This is a genomic window from Humidesulfovibrio sp., assembly GCF_030689645.1.
Lineage (GTDB): Bacteria > Desulfobacterota > Desulfovibrionia > Desulfovibrionales > Desulfovibrionaceae > Humidesulfovibrio.
This window is the reverse complement of the sequence record NZ_JAUYFU010000044.1, coordinates 1-19,101: the sequence shown is the minus strand read 5'-3', so window position 1 is coordinate 19,101 and position 19,101 is coordinate 1. Positions and strand designations below refer to the sequence as shown.

Annotated in this window: 17 protein-coding genes; 10 read left to right on the top strand and 7 right to left on the bottom strand. The window is 64.3% G+C overall.

The genetic code is table 11. From position 1 onward, the window contains the following. The first annotated feature begins 172 nt into the window (after window positions 1-172). A complete protein-coding gene (locus Q8O35_RS06710; protein WP_305571873.1) occupies window positions 173-421 on the top strand; it encodes a hypothetical protein in 249 nt (82 codons plus the stop codon). On the opposite strand, the gene corA is transcribed toward Q8O35_RS06710, so the two are convergent. From corA to Q8O35_RS06695, 3 genes are all read right to left on the bottom strand, one after another. Further along, window positions 418-1,524, bottom strand: coding sequence for a magnesium/cobalt transporter CorA (corA, locus tag Q8O35_RS06705; protein ID WP_305571872.1), 1,107 nt, complete (start codon window positions 1,522-1,524; stop codon window positions 418-420). The genes Q8O35_RS06710 and corA overlap by 4 nt on opposite strands. Window positions 1,525-1,823: 299 nt before the next feature. Then, a complete protein-coding gene (locus tag Q8O35_RS06700) occupies window positions 1,824-2,342 on the bottom strand; it encodes a hypothetical protein (RefSeq protein WP_305571871.1) in 519 nt (172 codons plus the stop codon). A gap of 101 nt (window positions 2,343-2,443) precedes the next feature. After that, window positions 2,444-3,490, bottom strand: a complete 1,047-nt coding sequence (locus Q8O35_RS06695; RefSeq protein WP_305571870.1) for an OmpA family protein — start codon at window positions 3,488-3,490, stop codon at window positions 2,444-2,446. 268 nt (window positions 3,491-3,758) lie between these two features. Here Q8O35_RS06695 and rfaD point away from each other — a divergent pair, with 268 nt between their 5' ends. From rfaD to rmuC, 8 genes are all read left to right on the top strand, one after another. Next, the gene (gene rfaD / locus Q8O35_RS06690) at window positions 3,759-4,745 is read left to right on the top strand and encodes an ADP-glyceromanno-heptose 6-epimerase (RefSeq protein ID WP_305571869.1); all 987 of its coding nucleotides are present in this window, start codon (window positions 3,759-3,761) and stop codon (window positions 4,743-4,745) included. 21 nt (window positions 4,746-4,766) lie between these two features. Continuing rightward, window positions 4,767-7,421 (top strand): LPS-assembly protein LptD, encoded by a 2,655-nt coding sequence (locus Q8O35_RS06685; protein WP_305571868.1) that lies wholly within the window; start codon window positions 4,767-4,769, stop codon window positions 7,419-7,421. A gap of 15 nt (window positions 7,422-7,436) precedes the next feature. Continuing rightward, on the top strand, window positions 7,437-9,338 hold the full coding sequence (gene mutL, locus Q8O35_RS06680) for a DNA mismatch repair endonuclease MutL (RefSeq protein ID WP_305571867.1): 1,902 nt from the start codon (window positions 7,437-7,439) through the stop codon (window positions 9,336-9,338). A gap of 123 nt (window positions 9,339-9,461) precedes the next feature. Then, complete coding sequence (gene alr, locus Q8O35_RS06675; RefSeq protein WP_305571866.1) at window positions 9,462-10,598, top strand: alanine racemase; 1,137 nt, start codon at window positions 9,462-9,464, stop codon at window positions 10,596-10,598. Window positions 10,599-10,619: 21 nt separating this feature from the next. Further along, on the top strand, window positions 10,620-10,811 hold the full coding sequence (locus Q8O35_RS06670) for a hypothetical protein (protein ID WP_305571865.1): 192 nt from the start codon (window positions 10,620-10,622) through the stop codon (window positions 10,809-10,811). A 115-nt stretch (window positions 10,812-10,926) separates the two neighbouring features. After that, on the top strand, window positions 10,927-11,850 hold the full coding sequence (locus Q8O35_RS06665; protein WP_305571864.1) for a hypothetical protein: 924 nt from the start codon (window positions 10,927-10,929) through the stop codon (window positions 11,848-11,850). Further along, window positions 11,847-12,419, top strand: coding sequence for a flavodoxin family protein (locus Q8O35_RS06660; RefSeq protein WP_305571863.1), 573 nt, complete (start codon window positions 11,847-11,849; stop codon window positions 12,417-12,419). The genes Q8O35_RS06665 and Q8O35_RS06660 overlap by 4 nt, the downstream gene beginning before the upstream one ends. Beyond that, entirely contained in the window at window positions 12,420-14,078 is a 1,659-nt protein-coding gene (gene rmuC / locus Q8O35_RS06655; RefSeq protein ID WP_305571862.1) for a DNA recombination protein RmuC, read from the top strand. A gap of 259 nt (window positions 14,079-14,337) precedes the next feature. On the opposite strand, the gene Q8O35_RS06650 is transcribed toward rmuC, so the two are convergent. Together Q8O35_RS06650 and Q8O35_RS06645 are read right to left on the bottom strand one after the other, a co-directional pair. Next, window positions 14,338-15,150, bottom strand: a complete 813-nt coding sequence (locus tag Q8O35_RS06650) for a 3'(2'),5'-bisphosphate nucleotidase CysQ (RefSeq protein ID WP_305571861.1) — start codon at window positions 15,148-15,150, stop codon at window positions 14,338-14,340. Next, window positions 15,147-15,752: a hypothetical protein gene (locus Q8O35_RS06645; protein ID WP_305571860.1), complete on the bottom strand. Its 606-nt coding sequence runs from the start codon at window positions 15,750-15,752 to the stop codon at window positions 15,147-15,149. Before Q8O35_RS06645 ends, Q8O35_RS06650 begins: the two co-directional genes overlap by 4 nt. 157 nt (window positions 15,753-15,909) lie before the next feature. Here Q8O35_RS06645 and Q8O35_RS06640 point away from each other — a divergent pair, with 157 nt between their 5' ends. Beyond that, window positions 15,910-17,637, top strand: coding sequence for an aldehyde ferredoxin oxidoreductase family protein (locus Q8O35_RS06640; protein ID WP_305571859.1), 1,728 nt, complete (start codon window positions 15,910-15,912; stop codon window positions 17,635-17,637). A gap of 69 nt (window positions 17,638-17,706) precedes the next feature. On the opposite strand, the gene Q8O35_RS06635 is transcribed toward Q8O35_RS06640, so the two are convergent. Together Q8O35_RS06635 and Q8O35_RS06630 are read right to left on the bottom strand one after the other, a co-directional pair. Continuing rightward, window positions 17,707-18,603 (bottom strand): hypothetical protein, encoded by an 897-nt coding sequence (locus Q8O35_RS06635; RefSeq protein WP_305571858.1) that lies wholly within the window; start codon window positions 18,601-18,603, stop codon window positions 17,707-17,709. Window positions 18,604-18,609: 6 nt separating this feature from the next. Next, on the bottom strand, window positions 18,610-19,101 hold a 492-nt coding region (locus Q8O35_RS06630; protein WP_305571857.1), incomplete at its 5' end, for a hypothetical protein.

The following is a 19,101-nucleotide window of genomic DNA, read 5'->3' as shown; positions in this document are numbered from 1 at the left end:
ACCTCCCACGAGGTCATGATGGGCCTGCGCTACGGCTTCTAGTTCCCTTCAGCTTTCTGCCAATCATCAAGGGCTCCCGGCGCATGCTGGGGGCCTTTTTCTTTGGCTTTGGGGTGCGGGGCTTGCCTCCGGGCTGTGGCGGCCATACATTTCCGGGACGAGGAGGCTCGCCATGGCGGAACGCTACGAGTTCTCGGCATTTTGCTTCGAGGTGGGGCCGGACCCGCAGAACCCCAAGCAGCAACGCGTGCTGGTGTTCAAGGACGGCCTGCCGTTCACGGATCTGCACGGCGCCCAGGTGACCAAGAAGTTCGCGGCAAAGGCCGGGCCGGAGCGGGTGGAGCAGTTCTGCCGCCGCTTCGCCCAGGACGACGCCTTCCGCACCCAGACGCTGCTTAAGCACGCCTTCGCCTGCTGCTAGGGTTCGCCTTTGTCCGCCTGGCTGGTGGGAGGCGCGGAAAGCCAGCCCTTGCGCCGGAAGAACAGCACCATGCCCGTCACTGTGCAGGCCATGACCCCCAGGACCACGAAGTAGCCGTACTGGGTCTCCAGTTCCGGCATGTGCTTGAAGTTCATGCCGTACAGCGAGGCCAGGAAGCTTAAGGGGATGAAGATGGTGGAGATCATGGTCAGCACCTTCATGGTCTCGTTGAGCTTCAGGCTGACGTTGGACAGGTACAGCTCCAGCATGCCGGAGAGCATGTCGCGGAAGGTCTCCACAGTGTCCATGACCTGGATGGTGTGGTCGTACAGGTCGCGCAGGTAGACGATGGTCGAGCTCTGGATCAGCGGCGAGCCGCCCTTTTCCAGCTTGGCCAGCACCTCGCGCAGGGGCCAGATGAACCGGCGCAGGAACAGGGCCTCGCGCCGCAGGCCGTGGATGGTCTCCAGCTCCCCCGGCGTCGGCGAGTCCAAAAGCGCCTCCTCAACCTCTTCAATGTCCTCGCCCATGCGCTCCAGCACCACGAAATAATTGTCCACCAGGGCGTCGATGAGCCCGTACATGAGGTAGTCGGGCCCGCTTTTGGCCAGCTTGCCCGCGCCTGCCAAAAGCCGTTTGCGCACCTCGCCGAACACGTCGCCGTTGCCTTTTTCCTGAAAGGTCAACAGCACGTTCTCTTTGAGCACGAAGCACACCTGCTCGTCCTCAATGGTGCGGTTCTCCTCGTCGTAGCGCAGCATCTTGAGCACCAGGAACAGCGCGTCGCCCAGGTCGTCCAGCTTGGGGCGTTGGCCCGTGTGCACGATGTCCTCAAGCACCAGGGGGTGCAGGTGGAACAGCTCGCCGATGCGGGTCACGCAGTCCGAGTCGTGCAGGCCGTCCATATTGATCCAGGTCAGGGTGGGCGCATCCACAAAGGGTGCGCAGTCCTCGGCGCTGTGCAGGCGGGTCTGGCGCATGCCCTGCTCATCAGCATGAATGACGTCCAGCGCCACGGCTGTGCTCTGTTTCCGGCCAACATAGGTGACGGTTCCCGGAGCCATTCCTTTTTTGCGGATGCGGCGGTGCAGGGATTCGAACATGTGCGGCCTCCGGGCGTTGTCTGGAGGGACCGGAGGAAGCTCCGACCTTGGGTGCGATACTAGCCGGGAATGGAGCGCCAGTACAGTGCCGCGGTGTAGCTGGACGAGCGCGGCGCATCAGCCGCCGCCGTCAGTCCCTGCGGGTGACGGCAAACTGTCGGCAGTGCATAGTGCGTGGGGACGAACGGGAGGAGGGAAGGCTGGTGGATATGTTGGTGCGCCGGAGCAACCGCGCGCTTTGACGGCGCTGGGCGCTCGTCAGGGGGGCTCTGTGGGCCGGGATTCGTTTCGTGCAGAGGCTAGCGCCAGCCGCCGCCGTGCTTGGACGTGTAGATCAGGCGGTTGGCCTTCTCGCTCACGGGTTCGAAGGGGCCCTGGCGGGAGGCTTCCGGGCTTTTGGCCACGCTTTGCAGCACCTGTTCCTTGTAGATCAGATTGCCTACGTAGAACTGCGGATTGCTGTCGGAGCGGCGCACCTGGCAGACGACGCCGGGCAGGTCGATGGCGCGGAAGCTGGCGCGGTACAGGCCGTCGGATCCTTTGTGCACCTGCATGCTGTGGCGGCCGCCGAGGATGGTGGCGTTCATGCGCTCCACCTGGGAGCGCGCGAAGTGAGAGAAATTCTCATGCTCGCGGATGAGGTCCGGGTCCATGTAGCCGGGCAGATTCTCTTGGGGCGACACCACGGCCAAGGTGGGCTGAGGCATGACCGGGGCCGCACCGATGGCGCCAGCAAGGGGCTCTGCCTGGGCCGCCAGGGGCAGGGCCAGGAGGGAGAGCAGAACCAGGGTGCGAATGGTGCGGGCTTTTATGAGCATGGCTGGTCTCCGGCGAAAGAGGAAAATTGGGGCGTGCTGAGGCGAGGCAGTTCGGGACTGCGGAGCACACTTTGCCCCGCAGTCCCGGTTTGGTCAAGAGGCTAGTTGGTGCGGATTTCCACGCGACGGTTCAGGTGGCGGCCTTCCTCAGTCTTGTTGTCGAACTTGGGCTCAAGCTTGCCCTTGCCGACGGGATTCAGACGACCAGCGGGGAAACCGTGGTCGGAGAGCCACTTGGCGACAGAGCCGGCGCGGCGCTCGGAGAGCTTCTGATTGTAGGGCACTCCGCCCACGTTGTCGGTGTGGCCTTCAATGATGAACTTCTGGCACTTGGAATCCTTGAGGATGGTCAGAGCCTGCTCCAGGGCGGGCTCCATTTCCTTGGTGATCTGGTACAAGTTGAAGCCGAAGTTCAGGTTGCCGAAGGTGATGGTCTCGCACTCGGCCTTGGGCATGGAGCGGGCAACGGGCTCGTCAGCAACCACATCGTAGAACACGTCCTTGACGTACTTCTTGAGGGCGCCAGCGTCGGCAAGGGCCTTGGGGTCGCCAGCCACGGTGCAGCGGCTGATGGCGCGAATTTCGTCGACGACCATCTTGCCGCGGGCGTTGTCGGCATAGCTGACCACATGGATGCACAGGTTGGGGTGCATGGCGTACAGGGCCTTGGCCTCGGCCACGGGGTCGGTGCCGTAGTTGGAGTCGCCGTCGGTGAACAGGATCAGCGCGGTTTTGCCGGACAGCTTTGCGATCAAGGGATGAAGATCCTTGAGGCCCATGCCCATGGGGGTGTTGCGGCCATAAATGTCGTAGTCGGTCTTGATCTTGGCGTTGGCGGCGGCCACGGCGGCCTTGTCGTAGGCTGCGGGGGCCATCATGACTTCATAGGGGGCGAAGGTGGCCACGCCGCTCTGGTACTTGAGGGCCGGAATTTCGGCGTTCATGCGGCCAATGAGCTCCTTGGCGTGTTTGATCTTCACGCTCTTCAGGGCATCGCTAGTCATGGCCATGGAGCCGGAGTAGTCGACAAAGAGAACGAAGTTGTCGACCTTGGGCTTCAGGGTCTCAGCCGGAGCCTGGGCGGCCAGGGTCAGCGCCATGAGGGCTGCCAGCACGATGCTGGTCAGGAATTGTTTGCGGATGCTCATTGAGGATACTCCTTGAATTATGGGTGTTTGAAGAGGGTTTGCATGTTCTGGCAACTCAAGTATGTCCTGTCATCTTTCGTATAGGTAAAAATTTAAGTATTGGCAACAAGATCTGTTCCTGTTTGTTGAAATCGGCAGCGCCCCGAGGCTAGCAGTTGCCAACCGGAGTATCTCTGGATAAAGTTATGGGTTCCAGAACGCGTCCCGCCCCCTGCCCCGGGGTTCGGGACGCCCCCATCTCGGGGCATAACCGTCAAGGAGCCGACTCATGTACATCGTCACCGGCGGCGCGGGCTTCATCGGCAGCGCCATGATCTGGAAGTTGAACCAGATGGGAATCGACGACATTCTGGTGGTGGACAATCTGGCCTCCACCGAGAAGTGGAAGAATCTGGTGAACCTGCGCTACACTGATTATCTGCACCGCGACCGGTTCCTGAAAATGGTGGCTGGCGAGGGCGACCCCTTCGGCGTCAAGGGCATTGTGCACATGGGAGCCTGCTCCAGCACCACGGAGAAGGACGCCGACTTTCTGATGGAGAACAACACCCGCTACACCCAGGTGCTGTGCCGCTTCGCGCTCAGCCATGGCGCGCGGTTTCTGAACGCCTCCAGCGCGGCCACCTACGGCGGGGGCGAGCACGGCTTCAAGGACGACCACGCGGGTCTGCATATGCTGAAGCCTCTGAACATGTACGGCTACTCCAAGCACCTCTTCGACCTCTGGGCGCAGCGCGCCGGAGTGCTCGACCAGATCGCCAGCATCAAGTTCTTCAACGTGTTCGGCCCGAACGAGTACCACAAGGGCGACATGAGGAGCGTCATCTGCAAGGCCCACAAGCAGATTCTGGAGCACGGCCAGATGCGCTTGTTCCGCTCTTACCGCAAAGAGTACCAGGACGGCGGCCAGATGCGCGACTTCGTGTACATCAAGGACTGCGTGGACATCCTGTGGTGGTTGCTTGAGCACCCCGAGGCGGGCGGCGTCATCAATGTTGGCACTGGAATTGCTCGTACCTGGAATGATCTGGCCAAGTCCGTGTTTATGGCCATGGGGAAGAAGCCCGACATCGAGTACATCAACATGCCGGAAAGCATCCGCGACAAGTACCAGTACCTGACCCGCGCGGAGATGGGAAAGCTTAGGGCCCTGGGCTACACCGCCCCTTTCAGCACTTTGGAGGACGCGGTGAAGGATTACGTCACCGGGTATCTGGACAAGGACGACGCCTACCTGGATTCCAGGATCGGCTGATAAACAAGGAACGAGAAAAGATTGAAGCGCAAGCGGTTTGTCATAATTCTGGCTCTGGGGCTCTTTTTGAGCTCCCTGGCCGGGCCTGCGCAGGCTGCGCCTGGAGACTCCGTGAGCGGAGCCTCCGAGGTGCGCCTGCCGGTGACGCCGCCCACAGCCAAGGATTTGAAGGCGGGCTCGGGCCAGGTGCGCCAGGTGCGCCTGGATATCAACACCCGCACTGCTCCGGGCGCTCCGGACTTCTCAAAGGGTGTCGAGATTCCGACGGCCGGGCTGCCCGCGCTTCCCGTTTTTGATGAAAAACAGGTTCTGGCGCAGATAGCGCCGCCTCCCCCGCCGCCAGTGTTTCCGGGCATGTCCACCAATGGCCCGGAGCTGCGCATGGGCGTCACTCCGCCGGGCCGGGCCCCTGGTCAGGCCCAGGGACAGAACGGCCTGGCAGTGCCCGGAGCTCCCGGCCAGGAGCAGTGGAACCTGTCGGCTGACCGGCTTACCGGACAGCACGGCAGCGAGTACATGGAGGCCTTGGGCGGCGCCACCCTGGTGCGCGGACTGAACAGCCTGAGGGCCGACTTCATCCGCTACTATCAAAGCAGCCGGTGGGTCATCCTGCGGGGCAACGTGCGCGTGCTCTGGGAGGGCGATGTGCTGGAGGCCGAAGAGGCCGAGTTCGATCTCGTCAGCATGCAGGGCTGGCTCAAGCGCGGCAAAATCTACATCAGCAAGACCAACGTGCATGTGGAGACGGCCTTCGCCCGCAAGTACGGGATTTCAAGCTACCGTTTCCAGAACGCCAAGTTCACCGCCTGCGAAGGCGACAAGCCCGCCTGGTCCTTCTCGGCGGAGGAGGGAGACCTGAACCTTGAAGGCCGCACCCAGCTGTGGGGCTCGCGCTTCAACGTGGCGGACCAGCCTGTGGCCTACACGCCGTTTTTGTCCCTTCCTGGCCGGGGCAGACGCCAGAGCGGCCTGCTTCTTCCAGAGATATCCCGCAGCAGCCAGCGCGGCTATACCATCAATCAGGCATACTACCACGTCATCGACGAAGAGCGCGACCTGACATTCTACGAGTATTTCATGAGCAGCCGGGGCCTGATGCAGGGGCTGCAGTATCGCCACGCGGAGAACAGCCGCACCAAGGGCGACTGGCGCATGGACTTCCTGAGCGACCGCAAGTCAGCCGGCAAGCTGCACCAGGAAGAGCTGTACCAGCAGAGCGACGGACTTTTGCGGCCCAACAGCAGCCGCTGGTGGGTGCGCAGCAAGTACGACGGCTTCGTGGTCGATCCGGACTGGACGTTCAAAATGGACATGGACATGGTGAGCGACCAGAACTACCTGCGTGAGTTCGGCTCCAGCGCCTCGGGCTACGACAACAGCCGCCAGAATTTCCTGAAGCAGTTCGGCCGCGACATCGAGGTGGCCGACTCCCTCACCCGCACCAGCACAGCCTATCTATCGCGCAGTTGGGACAAATACGGCGTCACGGCCAAGGCTTCCTGGGTCCAGAATCTGGCCTACATGAACGGCAACAACTCCTCGGCCAATAATCCCACCCTCCAGAGTCTGCCGGAGGTCAACGCCTTTGTTTTCAAGGACGCCCTGGCAGGCACTCCCTTTGATTTGGAAGCCGCTGGCCGGTTCAATTATTTCTGGCGCGAGTATGGCACCCGCGGCGTGCGCACGGACCTGCACCCTACGCTGAGCCTGCCCCTGAACCTGGGCCCGGTGACGCTCATCCCCAGCGGCGGGCTGCGCAACACCGCCTACACCGTTGGCGGCTACACAAACGAGTCCGCAACAACAACCACCAACAAAACGCCCACGCGCACATTCTTCGAGCTGGGGTTCACCGGCTTTACGGAAGTGTCGCGGGTGTTCAAGCTCGATGCCCAGGGCCTGGCCGCCACGCAGGAGAACATCGGCAAGACCGAGTGGGGCGCCATACGCCACAGCATCACCCCCCGGCTCGATTTCGCCTACGTGCCCGCGCCCAAGTCCCAGGACCGGCTGCCCTCCTTCGACTCCCTGGATCGTCTGAAGCGTCAGAACGTCATTACCTACTCGCTGACCAACGTTTTGGACCGCAAGCGCGAGTCCGTGGTGGCCGGCCCAGGACAGCCGGGGGGCAACTCAACCATCCCCGTGGCTTCAACCGACTACCTGGATTTTTTCCGCCTGCGCCTGGAGCAGTCCTTTGACCGCGACGAGGCCGCGCGTACCGACCAGTTGGGCACGTATCCCAAGCGGCCTTTGTCCGATGTCATGGTCGAGGCGAACATCCGCCCGGAGAAGTATCTCAACCTGACCACGAGAACGTACTATTCGCCCTACCTGAACCGGCCCACGGAGCATGAGAACCAGCTGGCCCTGACCAAGGAGAAGCTGGGCGAACTGCGCTTCGGGTACGACTACCTGCACCCGGTGAGCGAGTACAAGCGCCAGCGCGGCAGCAACGTGCAGGTGGTCAGCGTGGGCGCGGACTACCAGATCACCGACAAGCTCAAGTTCGTCAGCAATTACCGCTTCGACATTGTCGGCAGCACTGACCTTGAGAAGACGGCTGGGTTCGTCTGGCGCGACCAGTGCTATGAGATTCAGCTCAAGTATTCGCGCAAGCCCAGCGACGACAACTTCGAACTGCGCTTCAACCTGCTTGATTTCGGCAAGCCCTAAAGGCATCCTTGGCGCATGACGCGCCGCACCATCACCCTGCTTCCAGAAACTTTGCGCAACCAGATCGCCGCCGGCGAGGTGGTTGAGCGCCCTTCCAGCGTGCTGAAAGAGCTTGTGGAGAACAGTCTCGACGCCAACGCCGCGCGCATCGACGTGGCCCTTGAGGGCGGCGGAGTGGCCCGGCTCATGGTGGCCGACGACGGCGACGGCATCCCGGCGGACGAGCTGGCCCTGGCCGTCACCCGCCACGCCACCAGCAAGCTCAAAGCCGTCGCAGACCTTTTCGCCGTCACCAGTTTCGGCTTCCGGGGCGAGGCCCTGCCGAGCATCGCTTCGGTGTCGCATCTGCTGCTTACCTCCCGCGCGCGGGAGGCTGCCGAGGCCGCGCACATCGAGGTCGAGCACGGGGTCGTCGCGTCCGAAGGCCCGGCGGCCCTGGCTGCCGGAACGCGGGTGGAGATGCGCCGGCTCTTCGCCAGCACTCCGGCCCGCCTGAAGTTCTTGCGTACCGAGGCCACCGAGGCCAAGCGCTGCCAGGAGGCGCTCATGCGCATGGCCCTGGCCCGGCCCGATGTGGCCTTCTCCCTGACAAACGGCGGGCGCGAGCTGTTCCGCCTGCCCGGCGGCCAGACCCTGGCCGCGCGCCTGGGCCAGTTCTGGCCCCCGCAGGTGCTGGAGGGCTTGCAGGAGTTTTCGCGCAGCCGCGAGGGCATGACCGCCCGCGGCCTGGCGGGCAAACCCTCCCACGCGCAGAACCGCGCCGACCGCATGCTCTTCTACGTCAACGGGCGGCCCGTGCAGGACCGCCTGCTCATGCGCGCCGCGCGCGACGCCTACAAGGGCCGCCTGCTCTCCGGCGAGTATCCGCAGGTGCTGCTGTTTCTCGATCTCCCGCCCGATGAGGTGGACGTCAACGTGCATCCCTCCAAGATGGAAGTGCGCTTCCGCGACGAGGGGGCCGTGTTTTCCCTGGTGCGCTGGGCGCTGGAGCCAGTGGCCGGGAGCGAGACCCTGTCGGAGGCCTCCGCCAGCTACGCCCGTGCTGCCAGCGACGCGGGCCAGGCCCAGCCGGACCTCGCGCCCGCCGATCCTGCCCCCGCTGCGGCATTCTGCCGCCCCTCGGGCGGAGCCTGGGGTTCGGCTGCCTCCGCCTCCCAACGGCCCACGGGTCAGTGGGCGGATCGCTGGACGGGCGGCGACAAGCCTGCGGCGCTGCGCGCATACCACGATTTTCAATCTCCCCCGCCGGAGCGCCTTGCGCCGTTGCCCTTGACCCCTGCGGAGGCGGGCCGGGAAGCGGTTTCAAACTCCTCCCCGATCTCTGTCGGTATGGGCGCGGCGGTTCCACAGCCCCTGAGCCGCGAGGGGCTTGAGTATCTGGGGCAGGTGGCCGGGACATATTTGGTGCTGCGTCAGGGCGGGGCCAACGGTGGCGGGCGGCTGGTCATCGTGGACCAGCACGCGGCCCACGAACGCGTCATTCTGGAAAACATGCGCCGGGCGCGCAGCGCTGGCGATTCCCAGCCCCTGGCGGTGCCGTTTCCCTTTCCCCTGCACCAGTCCGAGGCCTTGCGTCTGGCCGAGCTTGAGCAGGAGCTGCGCGAGGTGGGCTTCGTGCTGGAGCGGCAGGCGGACACGCTCCTTGTGCGCGGCGTTCCACCCAGCCTGCCAGCGGGCAAGGCGGTGCAGCACCTGCGCGAGATTCTGGACGAGCAGTCCGACGGGCTCACCTCCCTGTGGGCGCTGTTGTCGTGCAAGTCGGCCATCAAGGCCGGGCAGTCCCTGGCCGTGGACGAGGCTCTGGCCTTGCTGGAGGCCTGGCTGGCCGCGCCGGAGCGCGAGCACTGCCCCCACGGCAGGCCCGTGGTGGTCTCCTTCGGCGAGGGCGATCTGGAGCGTTTGTTCAAGCGCAAGTAGCGCGCCGGGAATCCTTCATTCCCGCGTTCGGTGTGCATACTCATCTTGCGTGCCGGGGCAATCTCTGCCAATCTGCCATCCGCGCCTCCCCCCATCGCCACCGGCGCAGGAGAATTTTCGTCAATGAGCATTTTGCACAACAAGGTTGAGGTCCGCGTCCGCCTTTCGGCCATCAGGGCGAACTACCGCCTTTTGTGCGGCTTCGGCAGCCGCGTCATCGGGGTCATCAAGGCCGACGCCTACGGGCACGGCCTGTTTGAGGTGGCCCAGGCCCTGGCTCAGGAGGGTTGCGACACCTTCGCCATAGGTACTGTGGAGGAAGGCGTGGCCCTGCGCCAGCACCTGCGCGAGGCGGGCATCAAGGCGCGCATCATCGCGCTTCTTGGTCCCATTGATCCCGAGGACTACCCGCCCTTGTGGGAGCATGAGATTATCCCCTTCGTGGGCAGTTTCCGCCAGCTGGAGACCCTGGCCGGGCAGGCCGCCCGCGCGGGCAAGGGGCTCCCCGTGGCCCTCAAATTCGACACCGGCATGGCTCGCCTGGGCTTCGTGGCCGAGGACATGCCCCGGCTCATCGAGCGCCTGCGCGAGGCTCCGCTGGTCCGGCCCGTCATGGTCAGCTCGCATCTAGCCACTGCCGACGACCCTGACGCCGTGGGCGTGGTCATGGGCCAAGCCGGGAAGTTCGAGGACATGCTTTCGGCGCTGGACGAGGCCGGATTTGCGCTGGAGGCCAATCTGGCCAACTCCGCAGGCATCCTGGCCCACCAGATGCTGCACCACCAGAGCCAGCGCGGCGGCATCGCCCTTTACGGGGCCAACCCCTTTGCCGGAACCGCCTGGGAGCACCTGGGCCGCGGGCTTGTCCCGGCCATGGAGGTGCGCACCAAGATCGTGGCCGTGCACGCCCTGAAGAAAGGCCAGAGCATCAGTTATGGCGGCTCTTATACGGCGGAGCGCGACATGCGCGTGGCCATCGTGGCTGCGGGCTACGCCGACGCATACAGCCGCGGGCTTTCTGGCAAGGCCGCGCAGATGCTGGTTGGCGGGCGCCGGGTGCCGCAGGTGGGCCGGGTGTGCATGCAGCTCTGCGCCTGCGACGTGAGCGAGGTGCCGGATGTCCGTCCCGGCGACTGGGCCGTGCTTCTGGGCGGCAGCGGGGCGTTGGCCATCTCGGCCGAGGAGCTGGCCTCCTGGTGGGGAACCATCTCTTATGAAATTTTCTGCCTGCTGGGAATGAACCGGCGGGTCTACGTCTAGATCGGGCTCAAGGAGCGTGTCATGGAAGAATGGATTTTCGCGGAAAAGCTGCCTGTTGACGAGGCCGATCCCAAGAAGCTTATGACCAAGTGGGCCAACGTGGCCGAGGACATGGCCCTCGTGCCGGAACTCAACGTGCGCATGCGCGTGGAGGACGGCCACTTCGTGATTGAGGTAAGCTCCGAGCTTTTCGACGTGTTCCGCAACGCCTAGACTCTGTCCTTTCGGCCGCAGGGCTTGTCTCGCGGCAATGGTGTCGCGTCCCGGAATTTGACAAGCCTTGTGCGCGCCACGTATCCTTTCGCCATCCGTATATTCTGGGGGCGAGATGAGCGACTGGGCATGGTGGGCAAGCCTTGCGCTGGTGGCGGCAGTGTCCGCTGGCGGCGGATTTTTGCTTGGCCGCCTCAATTGGCGCAAGATAGCGCCCGCCCGGGAGGGCGGCAGGGACGTGGCCCCGGCCATGCAAGCCCTGGCTGCCGAGGGCGTGGCCGTTGACGTCATGCCGCGCGCCTGGCTGGACGCCTCTGGCGCTTCCGCACTGGGCGAGGACGCCCCCTACGAGCCTCTGGCCCGCTGCGTCGCCCGCTCCGCTGGGCCGGACGGCCTGATCTGCGAGATCTTCGCCTCAGTCCCGACAATCGAAACCGCGCCTGGCGCGCCCGTCACCTGCTTCTTCACTCCGCAGCGCCTCGGCGATCGCCAGGTGAACGCCTTTGAGACCGTCATAGCCAGCGTGGACACTTCCCTGGAGCCGCCGCGCCTGACCCTTGGCCCGCCCACGGAGCTTTTGTCCATGCCGCGCAGAAGGCACCCCAGAAAACGCGTGAGCGATCAGCGCTTCGTGCGGGTGCGCCTGTGGCTCGCCGAGCAGGGCGCGAGCCCGCTGTACTTCCCGGACGCTCAGCCGCATGTCTCAGTCAACGCCTATGAGGGCAGCCAGGGCGAGGAGAATGCCGTCACCAACATCTCCGCTGGCGGCCTGGCCCTGGAGGTGCGCGCGGAGCAGGTGCCCCAGGGGCTTGCCGCCGGAAGCCCGGTGGTGGTCAAATGCTCGTTGTTCATGTTCCGGGAGAAGCAGTTCAAACCATACTGGTACGCTGGCGTGGTGCGCGGCCTGGGCGAACCCGGCGGCGCCATGCGGCGCATCGCCATCGGCTTCACCCATGTGGGCTCAGCCGACGACAAAAGCCCCCAGGGCGTGGCCTGGACCGAACGGACGCTGAACGAAAACAAAGGAGAACGCAGATGAAGGTGCTTGGCATCAACGGCAGCGCGCGGCTGAACGGCAATACCGCAATCATGCTCAATACCGCCCTGGGCGAGATCGCGGCCGAGGGCATCGAAACCGAACTGGTCCAGCTTGGCCCCAAGGCCCTGCAAGGCTGCATCGCGTGCTACAAATGCTTTGAGAACAAGGACCACCTCTGCGCCGTGGACGACGCCATGAACGGCTACATCGCCAAGATGATCGAGGCCGACGGCATCCTGCTCGGCTCGCCCACCTACTTCGCGGACGTGACCACCAACATGAAGTCCCTCATGGACCGCGCGGGCATGGTGGCCCGGGCCAACGACGACATGTTCAGCCGCAAGGTGGGGGCCGCCGTTGTCACAGCGCGCCGAGGCGGGGCCATCCACACCTTCGACACCCTGAACCACTTCTTTTTCATCGGCCAGATGATCGTGCCCGGCTCCAACTACTGGAACATGGGCTATGGCCGCGAGCCCGGTCAGGTGAAAGGCGACGACGAGGGCCTGAGGACCATGCACGTGCTGGGGCGGAACATGGCCTGGCTGCTCAAAAAACTGGCTGATTAAATGGATGCTCTCCTGGGCGTCGTCGCCCTTGTTTGCGGTCTCGTTCTCGGCGTTGGCCTCGCCGTGATATTGCTCAAGGGCCGATCCGCGTCAGAGACCGCGCGCCTGCGCGCCGAGGCCGACGCCATGCTGGCCCAGGCGCGAAGCGGCGAATCCGCCCTGGTGGAGCGCCTGCGCGGGGCCGAGGCCCAGGCCGGCAGCCTGCGGGCCGAGCTGGACGCAGCCCGCATCATGGCCTCGGAAACCGCAGAGGCCCTGCGTGCGGAAACAGGCCGTCGCGCCAGCGCCGAGGCCCAGGCCAAGGCCGCCGAATCTGAACTGGCCGAGCGCCTGCCCGCCCTTCAGGCCGAAATCGCCGCCGCCCGCGCAAGCGCCCTGAAGGCTGCCGAAGCCCTGCGCGCCGAAACTGCCCTGCGCGCCAGCGCCGAGGAGATCGCCGCCCGTGTGCCCGGCCTGGAGGCCCGGCTGACGGCCATCGCCGCCGACCTCTCGGTGCTCAAGGTGCGCGAGGGCGACCTCGTGGCGCGCATGGAGGAGGAGCGCAAGGCCGCCAACGAGAAGCAGGCCCTCCTGGAAGACCTGCAGGCGAAATTGCAGGACACCTTCAAGGCTCTTTCCGCCGATGCGCTGAAGAACAACAACCAAAGTTTTGTCGATTTGGCCAAGGCTCATTTGTCCACGTTCCAGGAAGCCGCCAAGGGCGACCTGGAGTTGCGCCAGAAGAGCATCGAGGGCCTGGTGAAGCCCATAAAAGAGTCCCTTACCCTGGTGGACGCCCGCATCCAGGACATGGAGAAGAGCCGCCAGAACGCCTACGTGGAGCTGCGCCAACAGGTGAAGTTCCTGGCTTCGGACCAGGTGGACCTGAAAAAGGAGACGCGCAAGCTGGTGGACGCCTTGCGCCGCCCAACCGTGCGTGGCCGCTGGGGAGAGATGCAGCTTCGGCGCGTTGTCGAGCTTGCCGGCATGATCAACTACTGCGACTTCTCCGAGCAGACATCCGTCACCACCGAGGAAGGCCGACTGCGCCCGGACATGGTGGTGCGCCTGCCCGGCGGCAAGAATGTGGTCGTTGACGCCAAGGCCCCGCTGGAAGCTTATCTCAACGCCTACGAGTCCCAGGACGAGGACGCCCGCAAGAGCAGCATGCAGGCCCACGCCCGGCAGATCCGCGACCATATGACCAAGCTTGGGCAGAAAAGCTACTGCGACCACATCAAGCCTACGCCGGAGTTCGTGGTCATGTTCCTGCCCGGCGAGATATTCTTCAGCTCCGCCCTGGAGCACGACCCAGGACTCATTGAGGAGGGGGTCAACAAGAATGTGATTGTCGCTTCGCCCACCACACTCATCGCGTTGCTCAGGGCCGTCGCCTATGGGTGGCAGCAGGAGACTGTGGCGGAGAGCGCGCAGAAGGTGAGCGAGCAAGGGCGAAAGCTGTACAAGAGCATGTGCACGCTGGTGGAGCACATGAGCCGGATCGGCAAGGGGCTTGGCTCCGCCGTTGAAGGCTACAACAAGGCGGTGGGCTCCTTTGAGTCGCGGGCCTTGCCCCAGGCGCGCAAGTTGAAAGAGCTGGGGGCCGGGAGCATTGACGATGTCCCAGAGTTGCCCCTGGTGGAGAAGAGCCTGCGGGAACTCGCGCCAAGCGAGGAGTAGGTGAGGGAAAAGCGAAGAGGAAAAGGAAGAGGAAATATCTTTTTCCAGGGGGGATGATTCCCCCCGGACCTTCTCAGGGCAAGCGACAGTGCCGGTTCCGAGCAGACGCTCGGAACCGGCACTGTCGCTTGCGGAGTGGCGGGTGAGGGCTGAAAAGGAGATGCGGCACAAAGAATGCTGCGGGCCTCGACGCCAAAGGGAGTCCAGAGGGCCTTGCGCCCTCTGGCGGGGTCCAAGGGGCGGCGCCCTTGATTCTCTTCTACAGCGGCCTGCCTGACGCCAAAAAAGGCCCGTTGAACAGGTCCGGCTTGTTCACGGGCATGCGCGCGCCGGGCTTGCCGCCAATGAGGCGCACCACGCTGCCGCCCGCGCCTTCCACCACGGCCTGCCCGGCTGCGGTGTCCCATTCGCGCGTCATGTTGAAGCGTGGGTACAGGTCGGCCTTGCCCTCCGCCACCAGGCAGAACTTGAGCGCGCTGCCTGCGATGATGCGTTCGCGTATGGGTTTTCCCGCCAGGAAGGCGTCCAGTTCCGGCGAGGGATGCGAGCGGCTGGCCAGCACCACGAGGTTGTCCGGGTCGGGTTGGCGCACGGCGATGGGCCGCCAGGGGCCGACATCGCCCGGGGCGGCGGTGAATGATGCGCGGCAGAAGGCCCCAAGCCCCAGGCCGCCCACGTAGGTTTTCCCCCACAGGGGCACGTTCACTGCGCCCATGGCCGGATATCCGTTCACCGCCAGGGCGATGCACACGCAGAACTCGCCAAGCTCCTTCACGAACTCTTTGGTGCCGTCCAGGGGATCTACGATGAACAGCCGCTCCCAGCGGGCGCGCGTCTCGTAGGACAGGGCAGCCCCTTCCTCTGAGAGCACCGGCACGCCTGGGTAGGCCTTTTCCAGCCCGCGCAGGATGGATTCATGGGCGGCCATGTCGGCATGGGTCAGGGGCGAGTGGTCGTCCTTGTAGGCCACCTCGAAGCCGTCGCGCCGCACTTCAAGGATGGCTTGACCCGCAGCCTCGGCGATGGCGGCCAGGGCGACCAGCCCAGCGCCCGGCGTCATGGCCGGGGTCACTGCGGGGCTCCTGCCCCGGCCACCATGCTCAGGGGCTCGCGCCCGCCGCGCAGGGCCGAAACCAGGGCTGTGCGGTCCAGGGGCGCGCCATCCAGCAGGAAGGTGGCCTGGGTGAGCGCTTCGGGGTTATCGTCCAGCAGCTCGGCCAGGCGGCCGGAGCGCACCTCCACCCCGCGCGAGAGGATCTGCGCCAGACATTCCACGGCCACGGTGTTGAAGAGCTTGAGGGTGATGCGCAGGCTGCGGTCCGAGGCGGGCAGGTCCCTCACGGCGCTGTGGGTGATGCCTTCGCGGAACACGCCGATACGGCTGCCGCGCTGCATGGCGATGCCCGCCACTCCTGGCAGGGCTCCGGCCAGGGCCAGCGTGCTGCCGGGCCGGGCGAAGTCCTGGTCGATGTCGTCCACGGGCGACCCGTCGAGGAATACGGTCTGGATGCGCTTCTCTACGCATTCCGGCCCCAGGCCCAGGTCGTCGGCCAGGGTGGAGCGCAGGCTCAGGCCCGCAGCGATTCGCACGCCGAAGCCCTCGCGCGCCAGGGGCGTCATGGCCTCCAGGGCCTCCGCCGTTGCGAGCACCTGCAGGATCCTTGTCTGCGCCATGGGGCCTCCTGGCTATGTTTGGGCTGACATATGTCACGAAAAGCATAGGCTGCAAATATCATTGACTTAAATTTTTCAACATTTATATTAGTCGTAGCCCTGTGCCTAGCGCAGGGCTCTACATTCCGCAACCGGAAACAAAGCAAGGAGCGACGCCATGTCGAAGATACTGCGCATCAACACCCGCACCAAGGAATACAGCTTCGAGGAGCTCGGGAAGTACGCCGGGTTGGGTGGTCGCGCCCTCACCTCCCGCGTGGTGCTGAACGAAGTCCCGGCCACCTGCCATGCGCTCTCCGCCGCCAACAAGCTGGTCATCGCCGGAGGCATTCTGGCGGGCACAACCGCCGCCAACTCCGGCCGGTCCTCTGTGGGCGCAAAGTCGCCTTTGACCGGCGGCATCAAGGAGTCCAACGTGGGCGGCCAGTTTGCGCACAAGCTGCCCCGTCTGGGCCTGCAGGCCATCATTTTCGAGGACAAGCCCGAGGCCGACGCGCCCTTTGTCACCGTGGTGGTGAAAAAGGACACCGTGGAGTTCCTGGACGCCGCCGAACTGGTGGGCAAGGGCAACTACGCGGCCCACGACCTGCTCAAGGCCAAGTTCGGCGAGAAGGTCGTCACGGCCATCGTGGGGCCCGCGGGCGAGCAGAGCCTCATGGCCTCCACCATCCAGTTCTCCGACCCCGATGGCCGCCCCAGCCGCTCCGCTGGTCGCGGCGGCATGGGCGCGGTGCTGGGCTCCAAGAAGATCAAGGCCGTGGTGCTTGATCCGGACGGCAAGGACGCCGTTGTGATGGCTGACCCGGAAAAGTTCAAGGTGGCCCGCAAGCGCTGGGTCGACATCCTCATGGGCCACCCGGTCACCAGCCAGGGTCTGCCCACCTACGGCACCGCCATCCTGGTGAACATCATCAACGAGGCGGGCGCGCTGCCCACCAAGAACTTCCGCTCCGGCCGCTTCGACGGCGCCGCCAAGATCAGCGGCGAGGCCATGACCGAGACCATCAAGGCCAGAAAGGGCCAGTACAAGCACGGCTGCCACACCGGCTGCGTCATCCAGTGCTCGCAGGTCTACAACGACAAGAACGGCGACTTCCTGACCACGGGTTTCGAGTACGAGACCATCTGGGGCTTCGGCGCCAACATCCTGGTGGACAACCTGGACGACATCGCCATGATGGACCGCACCTGCGACGAGGCGGGCATGGACACCATTGAGATGGCCAACACCATCGCCATGGCCATGGAGGCCGGAGTTGTGGCCTGGGGCGACGGCAAGGGCGTCATCGACCTGCTGCGCAAGGTGGGCACCAAGGATCCCCTGGGGCGCATTCTGGGCAACGGCACCGTGTTCACGGCCCAGGCCTTCGGCGTGGACCGCGTGCCCGTGGTCAAGAAGCAGGCGCTGCCCGCGTACGACCCCCGCGTGGTCAAGGGCGTGGGCGTCACCTACTGCACCACCCCCATGGGCGCGGACCACACCGCGGGCTACGCGGTGTGTCAGAACGTGCTCAAGGTGGGCGGCGACGTGCCATCCCACGGCAAGGCCGGCCAGGTGGAGGTTTCCAAGAACCTGCAGGTGGCTACCGCAGCCGTGGACTCCCTGGGCCTGTGCCTGTTCGTGGCCTTTGCCGTGCTGGACACCCCGGACGCCCTGGGCGTTGTTGCTGATCTCGTGTCCTCGTACACCGGCAAGCCCTACAGCGTTGACGACATCGTGAACCTGGGCGCGAACTGCCTGAAGGACGAGCTGGCCTTCAACGTGGCCGCTGGCTTTACGACCAAGGACGACCAGCTGCCGGACTTCTTCAAGAACGAGAAGCTGCCCCCGCACGACCTCGCCTGGGACTTCACCGCCGAGGAGATGCAGGCCTCCAAGGTCTAGCAGCCTAGCGAGTTAAGGAATGAATAAGGCCGGGGCTCCGATTGGGGCTCCGGCCTTTTTGCGTGCGGGCTATTGCCCCGGTTCGGGGTAGCGCATCGGCGGCATGATGATGAACTCCACCGGGGCCGTGGGGCACACAGCGCGCGCCGCGTCGAAGGCGTCTTGTTCGTTCATGATGACGGTGTCGACTCTCCCGTTCCCGTTGCCTTCAATCCCCGGCACGTCGTTTTGCAGCGGCTTGCCGTTTGTCGTGACCGTGAGCTGCGGCTGATAATACACGCCATCGCCAAGGGGATGGAGCTTTCGCGACGCAGCGACAAGCGTTTCGAATCTGTCCCCGGCCTCCGGCTTCAGCTGGAAGAAGAGCAAATGGATGAAGCCCTGTGGCGTGTGCAGCTGCAGCCAGCTGTCTTTCTGGCGGATGATGGTGACGTTGGTGACGTTCTCGCAGGAGATGTCGAAGCCCAGGCTGAGAAGGGGCACGACGGGAGGAAGGGGCGCACCCTCGGCCTCCCCCCTTTGCCTTCTCACAAGCTCCTTGTGCGGTATCAGGGTCGGGCAGACCGCGCGGGCCGCGTCGAAGGCGTCCTGTTCGTTGAAGAGGAAAGTAATGACTTTCTTTCCGCCATACCCACGAATCTCCAGTATGTCGCACTGCAACGGCTTGCCGTTTGCCGTGACAGAAAGCGCCGCATACCAGGGGTAGGGCTTTGCAGTGCGAGGGAGCTGGGATTGCCGCGACACTTCGACAAAAGCCTGGAACGCGCGCAGGGCCTCTGGTTTCAGGATAAACGTCACACCGTGCACGAAGCCATCCGGGGAGCGTTGTGCCAGGAACCCGTCCTCGTCTCGAACGATGAGGATGTTTGAGACGTTTTCGCAGGAGAGGTCATAGGTCGGCTGCTGCGCGAGGGCTGTGGCGGGGACCAGCAGCAGGAGCAGGAGAAGAAACAGCAGAGCTTTCATTTATGGTCACCCGCTGATAATATACCTGATTGTAGAGTTGTCGCCACCGATGCACATAAGAAAAACAACCCATGAAACAGGAGGCTCACGAAACTTCGAAAACTCAAATGTCAGGACCTGCCCCGGCCATAAGTGGCCGGTTGTGCGTTCTTCCTCCCCGTCCACCCGTAGTAAAACACCTGCCACAAAAGGTCCAAGATTTCGAATTTCAACAGTAATAATCTGTCCTGCCTCAAATCTTTCTATTTCGTTATCGCCGTATCCTTGAAGTGTGCCAACGGCCATGGCTCGGGGCTGCCGCTGCCGCTCTGGTGGTGCCACCCGCCGCATTTCGCAGGCGCAGTTCGGATGGTTGGGGCCGGGCTTGCGGGCGAACCGCATGCCTCCCATCAGCTTGCACGTACCGCAGGCGTTCTTGCCGGGAACGATTTCCCAATACGTGTTGTCGCCATTTTCCGCAACGCCTGCCATGTGTTTAGGCAGGCCGTAAATCAACTG